Origin of the sequence: Streptomyces griseorubiginosus, assembly GCF_017614965.1 — a bacterium.
GTDB lineage: Bacteria > Actinomycetota > Actinomycetes > Streptomycetales > Streptomycetaceae > Streptomyces > Streptomyces griseorubiginosus_B.
The window spans coordinates 1-6168 of the sequence record NZ_WVUG01000421.1 but is presented as its reverse complement, the minus strand read 5'-3'; the positions used below and the strand labels follow the sequence as shown (position 1 = coordinate 6168).

Here is a 6168-nt window from a genome sequence, read left to right as displayed (position 1 = left end):
CCCGGTGACCCACGCCAGCAGCGCCCCGGCCGCCCCCGCACCGGCGCCCCACAGGGCACCGAGCAGCAGCGCCATGCCGAGGTTCCCGTGCAACTGGATCCCGGCGCCGAAGGCGTCGAACCCCAGCACCGACAGCGAGGCGTTCACCGACACCTCCGTCAGCCACGCGAGCAACGGCAGCGTCAGCGCGGTCAGCACGCCGAGCCGCACCGCACACCGCCCCGCGAAGGCGAGGGCACCCGGACCGCGCACACCCAGCGAGTCCGTACCGCGCGCGCCGACCGGGGTCCGTACCGCCGCCAGCACCCCCGCCAGCAGCATCATCACGGCCGCGGCCACCCCGAGCAGCCACACCCGTCCGTCCAGGTCGGCCAGGCGGCCGAGGGTCACCGACTGGTCGGTCTTCGCGGTGAGGAGCTTGTCCAGCGGATCGGGGAGGAACTTGGTGAGCACGCCGGTCGCCCTGCCGTCGAAGGGGACGAACAGGCCGATCGGGATGCCGAGCCAGGTGCCGTTGGGCGCGCCCAGCAACGCCGCTCCGAAGATCCGCTTGGGATGGGCGTCGCCGATCGCCGCGTACACCGCCGCCGCGCACCCCGCCGCCACGGCCAGCAGCATTACCGTGACGAGCGCGGAAGCCGCCGGCCGTACGACACGGTGCACCGCTTCCCAGCCAGGCGGCAGGGGAGTGCGGCGCGAGGCCAGCAGGGCGATCAGCAGGACGCCCGCCGACCAGCCGAGCCCGCCCAGCAGGGTGGGCGCCGTGTCGACGGAGAAGCCGACCGCAGCCTTGGCGTGGATGAGGTTGCCGATGTTGTCCGGCAGCAGCCCGCCGATGTTCCCGACGTCCCCGAGACCCGGGATGTTCACACCGCCGCCCCCGCCGCCGGCGCCGGGGAGCTTGTCCAGCCCGAGCGAGCCGCCGTCGATGGTGATGACGTCGTGCCCCGCCCACACCAGCCCGCCCAGTGTCGCGACGAACAGCACCACCACCGCGCCCGCGCGCGCGAGGAGTTCGGCCGGCGCGATCACAACTCCCGCGGAGCGCAGGGACCGCAGGAAGACCCAGGACAGCAGCAGCGCCCCCACCAGGCTGACGCCCAGTGGCGTGATCGTGACGGCCGTATGGGCTTCCGCGCCCTTCAGGCCGAACGCGGACACGTCGCCGGACGGCGATATCGAACCGCCCGCCCCAAGGGCCACCACAGCAGCGGTCATCGGGCCCAGCGAGCCCGTCGAGTCCGCCTCCAGAAGATGCAGACCGAGGGCCGCCGTGCCCGCCATGCCGATCAACGCCCAGCTCACGGAGGCGATCGCGGACAGCAGGACGTCGCCCCACGGCACCCTTGTGCCGCTGCGGACGGACTCGACACTCGACGACGCGCTCATGGCAGACCCCCCGATCCGCGGCGCGGCCGAGCGGCCGCGCGTCTCCCCCTCGCGTGATTTACCACTCTCCGGGTCGGTTTCAACCCCGTCAACGGAACCGGCGGATGCGTATGAGCGTGGTGTTCACAAGGTCCGACTTTCGGTCAGAGGGGCGGGCCTGAAATAGTTCCCGACGATGTTCGACATCCCTAGACTCCCTGTGATGGGGGTAACTCGGGGGACTACTCAGTGGGGCTTGGAGTGCCGGAACTCGTACTGGAATCAAATGGACGTACCTGGACGCTCGAGCCGTCCAGGACCTACACCCTCGGACGCGATCCGCAGGGCGACATCGTGCTGGAGGACGCCAGGGTGTCCTGGCGCCACGCCACGATCAGCTGGGGGGGCCGGAGTTGGGTCATCGAGGACCACGGCTCCACCAACGGCACGTTCGTGCAGGGCCAGCGCATCCACCAGATGGAGATCGGGCCCGGCTCGGCGGTCCACCTCGGCAACGCGACCGACGGTCCGCGGCTGAACCTCTCCGGCGCGGCGGCGGCCGTCGCCACACCGCAGGCCCAGCCGCAGCAACAGCCGTTCGCCGCGCAGGGCGCGACCCCCGGCTGGGCGCAGCAGGCACCGCAGCAGCAGGCGCCGCAGCCCGCGTGGGGACAGCCGCAGCAGGCCGCCGCGCACGTCCCGCAGCAGCAGGGCCCCGGTGGTGGCGCGGGGGCGCCGCCGGTCTACGGCGACCGCAGCCCGACCACGTTCCACCAGTTCTCCATCGGCCGCGTGATGCGCATCGGCCGTGCCCTGGAGAACGAGCTGGTCGTCTCCGACCTGCAGGTCTCCCGGCACCACGCCGAGTTCCACTCGATGCCCGACGGCCGCATGGAGATCCGCGACCTCGGCTCGCACAACGGCACCTACGTCAACGGCCAGCCGATCCCCAAGGGTGGCTCCCAACTCCTCGGCCCGGCCGACATCGTCGGCGTCGGCCACTCCACCTTCCGGATCGTCGGCGACCATCTCGAGGAGTTCGTCGACACCGGTGAGGTGTCCTTCTCGGCCCGTCATCTGACCGTCACGGTCGACGGCGGCAAGCAGATCCTGAAGGACGTCTCCTTCGGCGTCCCGGAGAAGTCGCTGATCGCGGTCATCGGCCCGTCGGGCTCCGGCAAGTCCACGCTCCTGAAGGCGCTCACCGGCTACCGGCCCGCCAACCAGGGCGACGTCCTCTACGACAACCGCAACCTTTACAAGCAGTTCGCCGAGCTGCGCCAGCGCATCGGTCTGGTCCCGCAGGACGACATCCTGCACAAGGAACTGACCGTCAAGAAGGCCCTCAAGTACGCGGCCAAGCTCCGCTTCCCGGCTGACACCACCGGCTCAGAGCGCGAGGCCCGCATAGACGAGGTGCTGCGCGAGCTGAAGCTCGACATCCACAAGGAGAAGAAGGTCACCTCCCTCTCCGGCGGTCAGCGCAAGCGCGTCTCGGTGGCCCTGGAGCTGCTCACCAAGCCGTCGCTGATCTTCCTGGACGAGCCGACCTCCGGCCTCGACCCGGGCATGGACCGCGACGTCATGCAGCTGCTGCGCGGCCTCGCCGACGACGGCCGCACGGTCCTCGTCGTCACCCACTCCGTCGCCGAGCTGGCGCTGTGCGACAAACTGCTCGTGATGGCGCCGGGCGGCGCGGTCGCCTACTTCGGCCCGCCCGAGGAGGCGCTGAACTTCTTCGGCTACGACACCTGGGCCGACGTCTTCTCCGCCTTCGAGAACTACCGCGACTACGACTGGGCCGGACGCTGGAAGGGCTCGCAGCACTACCAGATGTACGCCGCGGACATCGACGCGGTCGCACCACAGTCCGTACAGATGCCGCCGATGCAGGCGATGAAGCCGCCGAAGCCGCAGGGCTGGATGAGCCAGTTCGGCACGCTGGTGCGCCGCTATGTGTCGGTCATCGCCTCGGACCGGGGCTTCCTGGCCCTGACGGTGATCCTGCCGCTGGTCCTCGGCGCAGTGAGCCTGCTCATCGACTCCGGCAAGGGCCTGCTGCCCAACCCGATGATCAACCGGGCCACCGGCCAGCCCGTCCCGAACGGCACGGCCACCACGGTCCTGCTGATCCTCGCGGTCGGCGCCTGCTTCGCCGGCGCGGCGAACTCCGTCCGTGAGCTGATCAAGGAACGGGTCATCTACGAGCGCGAGCGCGCCACCGGCCTGTCCCGCTCGGCCTACCTGATGTCCAAGGTCTTCGTGCTCGGCGTGGTCACCGTGCTGCAGGGCCTGATGGTCGGCGTCATCGGCTTCGCCGGCCGGGACATCCCGAAGCAGGGCCTGGTCCTCGGCAACGCCACGCTCCTGGAGCTCTGCCTGCCGATCATGGCGCTGGGCTTCACCTCGATGATGTTCGGTCTGATCATCTCGTCGCTGGTGAAGACCTCCGAGAAGACCATGCCGCTGCTGGTCATGTTCGCGATCATCCAGGTCGTCTTCACGGGCTGTCTGTTCGCCCTGAACGGCTCGATCGGCGCCAACCAGGTCTCGTACCTGATGCCGTCCCGGTGGGCGGTCGGCGCGGCGGGTGCCACGCTGGACTTCAACAAGATCAGCCCGCCCGGCAAGGGCAAGAGCAACGACCCGCTGTGGGAGCACACCGTCGCCGCGTGGAGCATGGACATGATCGCGCTGCTCGTCCTGGGCGTGATCTGCGCCTTCTTCGTGGCCCGCTTCCTGCGCCGCCACGAGCCGGAGGTCATGCGCAAGTAGGACGTATCCGTACGACGCGAAGGGCGGCACCCGTCAGGGGGTGCCGCCCTTCGGCGTTCACGTGGCAGAGGTCCGCGCTGACCTCAGTACGCGCTGTTGACGTTGTCGATCGAGCCGTACCGGTGGGCCGCGTAGTTGGCGGCGGCGGTGATGTTGGCGACCGGGTCGTAGATGTTCCAGGACGTGCCGGCGACGTGGTACGCGGTGAAGGTCGGCGGGATGACCTGCAGCAGGCCCTTGGACGGGATGCCGTTGATCGCGTTGATGTCCCAGTTGTTGATGGCGTTCGGGTTGCCCGAGGACTCCCGCATGATGTTGCGGTACAGGCCGTTGTAGGAGCCCGGGATGCCCTTGGACTTCATGATGTCCAGGGAGTGCTTGATCCAGCCGTCGAGGTTGTTGGCGTAGTACCGGACGGTGGCCTTCTTGAGCGCGGCGCGCTTGGCGGAGCGGCTCGCGGCCTCCTTGGCCCTGCGCTCGGCGGCGGCCTTCTTCCGGGCCTCGGCCTTCTTCTTGGCGGCGGCCGCGGCGGCCCGCTTCTTCGCGGCGGCGGCCCGCTTCTTCGCGGCGGCGGCGACGGCCTTGGAGTGGGCCTCGGCCTGTGCCTTGGCGGCCTGGGACTTGATGCTGTCGGCGGCGAGCCGGTCGGTGACGCTCGCCTTGACGTCCTTGATCGGCTCGTTGCTGTAGGCAACGCGGGACGCGGTGGCCTCGCTCGTGGTCGTCTCGGCGTTGCTGGGCACCGCGGTGAAGGCGATGGCGGCGGCACCGAGGGCGGCGACACCACTGATGGCGATCTTGTGATGGCGGGTCAGCGCACGACTGTGACGGCGAATGTTGATGTTCTTGGGCATGGCAGACGGACCTCTTCGAATAGCGCGGAGGTCGCTCTTCGTCCGGCGGGGGACAGGGGGTCCTTCCCGCACGAACGCCGCGGGCTGGCCCCGCGGCGCTGAGCGACGGCAGCCATTCTTAGCGGCCGCAAAATGCCGAGGCAAAGGTGTGACGTACGATCCCGGGTAGTGGATCGCAGAGGGGCAAAATCGGACAGACTGGGCCGTCTATGCCGCTCATGAGGTCAGTCTGTATCTCCTACCGACCTTCGTACGTGACCTGCGCCCTATGCGCGGGCTCACACCATGCCCCCGCCCGTCTCACCAGCAGTTGCTGGAGCAATGCTCTGCGTGAGGATGCTCCTCCGGCAGGATGAGATGGACGTCGCCGAACTCGTGCCACAGATAGCGTCCGCGCAGCGCCTCCTCGTACCCGCGGTCGAGCGCCGCCCGCCCCGCGATCGCCTCCAGCATCAGCAGATGCGAGGCCTCCGGCTCGTGCAGCCCGGTCAGCAGCCCGTCCACCACCCGCACCCCGCGCTCCGGGGTCACCACCAGATCGGTCCACCCCTCACGCGCGCGTACGACACCGTCCGGGCCCGAGGCCGACTCCACGGCCCGCACGGCCGTCGTCCCCACGGCGACGACCCGCCCCCGACCGGCCCTCACGGCGTTGATCAGCCGCGCCGAGGCCTCCGGCACCGAGAACCGCTCCGGATACGGCGGCTCGTGCGCCTCCGCCGAGGCCACCCCGGTGTGCAGCGTGACCGGCGCGAACTGCACGCCCCGGCTCACCAGCTCCGCCACCAGCCGCGCCGTGAAGGGCCGCGCCGCACTCGGCATCTCCGCGCTGCCCGTCCCGTCGGCGGACGGCAGCGCGAACACCGTCTGGTAGACGGACAGCGGCTGGTCCCGCTCGGTGTAGGAGTACCGGATGGGCCGCCCGTGCACCCGCAGCATCCCGAGCACCTCCGCCCCCGAGGCCCGCGCCCACCACAGACGGTCGCCGCCCGCGCTCAGCGGCTCCTCCAGGACCAGCCGCACACCGCCCGGCAGCCGCACCTCCGTCCCCGCGGGCCCGCCCGCACGCACGCGCGTGGTTCCCCTCCCGTCGGGATCGCGCAGCTCCACCGCCCACCGCCCGTCGTCCCCGCGCGTGGAGAAGTGCACCACCACGCGCGCGTGGCCCACC

The 6168-nt window shown here is 70.3% G+C and carries 4 protein-coding genes; 1 reads left to right on the top strand and 3 read right to left on the bottom strand.

What is annotated here, in order from left to right; all coding sequences use genetic code 11:
* A partial coding sequence (locus tag GRC12_RS40775; protein ID WP_208785496.1) for a streptophobe family protein occupies positions 1-1389 on the bottom strand: 1389 nt, incomplete at its 3' end.
* 240 nt (positions 1390-1629) lie between these two features.
* Between GRC12_RS40775 and GRC12_RS40770 the strand changes: the two genes are divergently transcribed.
* Positions 1630-4143, top strand: coding sequence for an ABC transporter ATP-binding protein/permease (locus GRC12_RS40770; RefSeq protein ID WP_208785495.1), 2514 nt, complete (start codon positions 1630-1632; stop codon positions 4141-4143).
* Between the two features lie 83 nt (positions 4144-4226).
* On the opposite strand, the gene GRC12_RS40765 is transcribed toward GRC12_RS40770, so the two are convergent.
* Entirely contained in the window at positions 4227-4997 is a 771-nt protein-coding gene (locus GRC12_RS40765) for a transglycosylase SLT domain-containing protein (protein ID WP_208785494.1), read from the bottom strand.
* Positions 4998-5297: 300 nt separating this feature from the next.
* Positions 5298-6168: S-adenosylmethionine:tRNA ribosyltransferase-isomerase (locus tag GRC12_RS40760; protein WP_208785493.1), on the bottom strand; the 871-nt coding region annotated here is incomplete at its 5' end.

What these genes read in the sequence shown, in the direction of transcription:
- GRC12_RS40765 (WP_208785494.1), bottom strand. Translation starts at nt 4,997, where the DNA reads ATGCCCAAGAACATCAACATTCGCCGTCACAGTCGTGCGCTGACCCGC.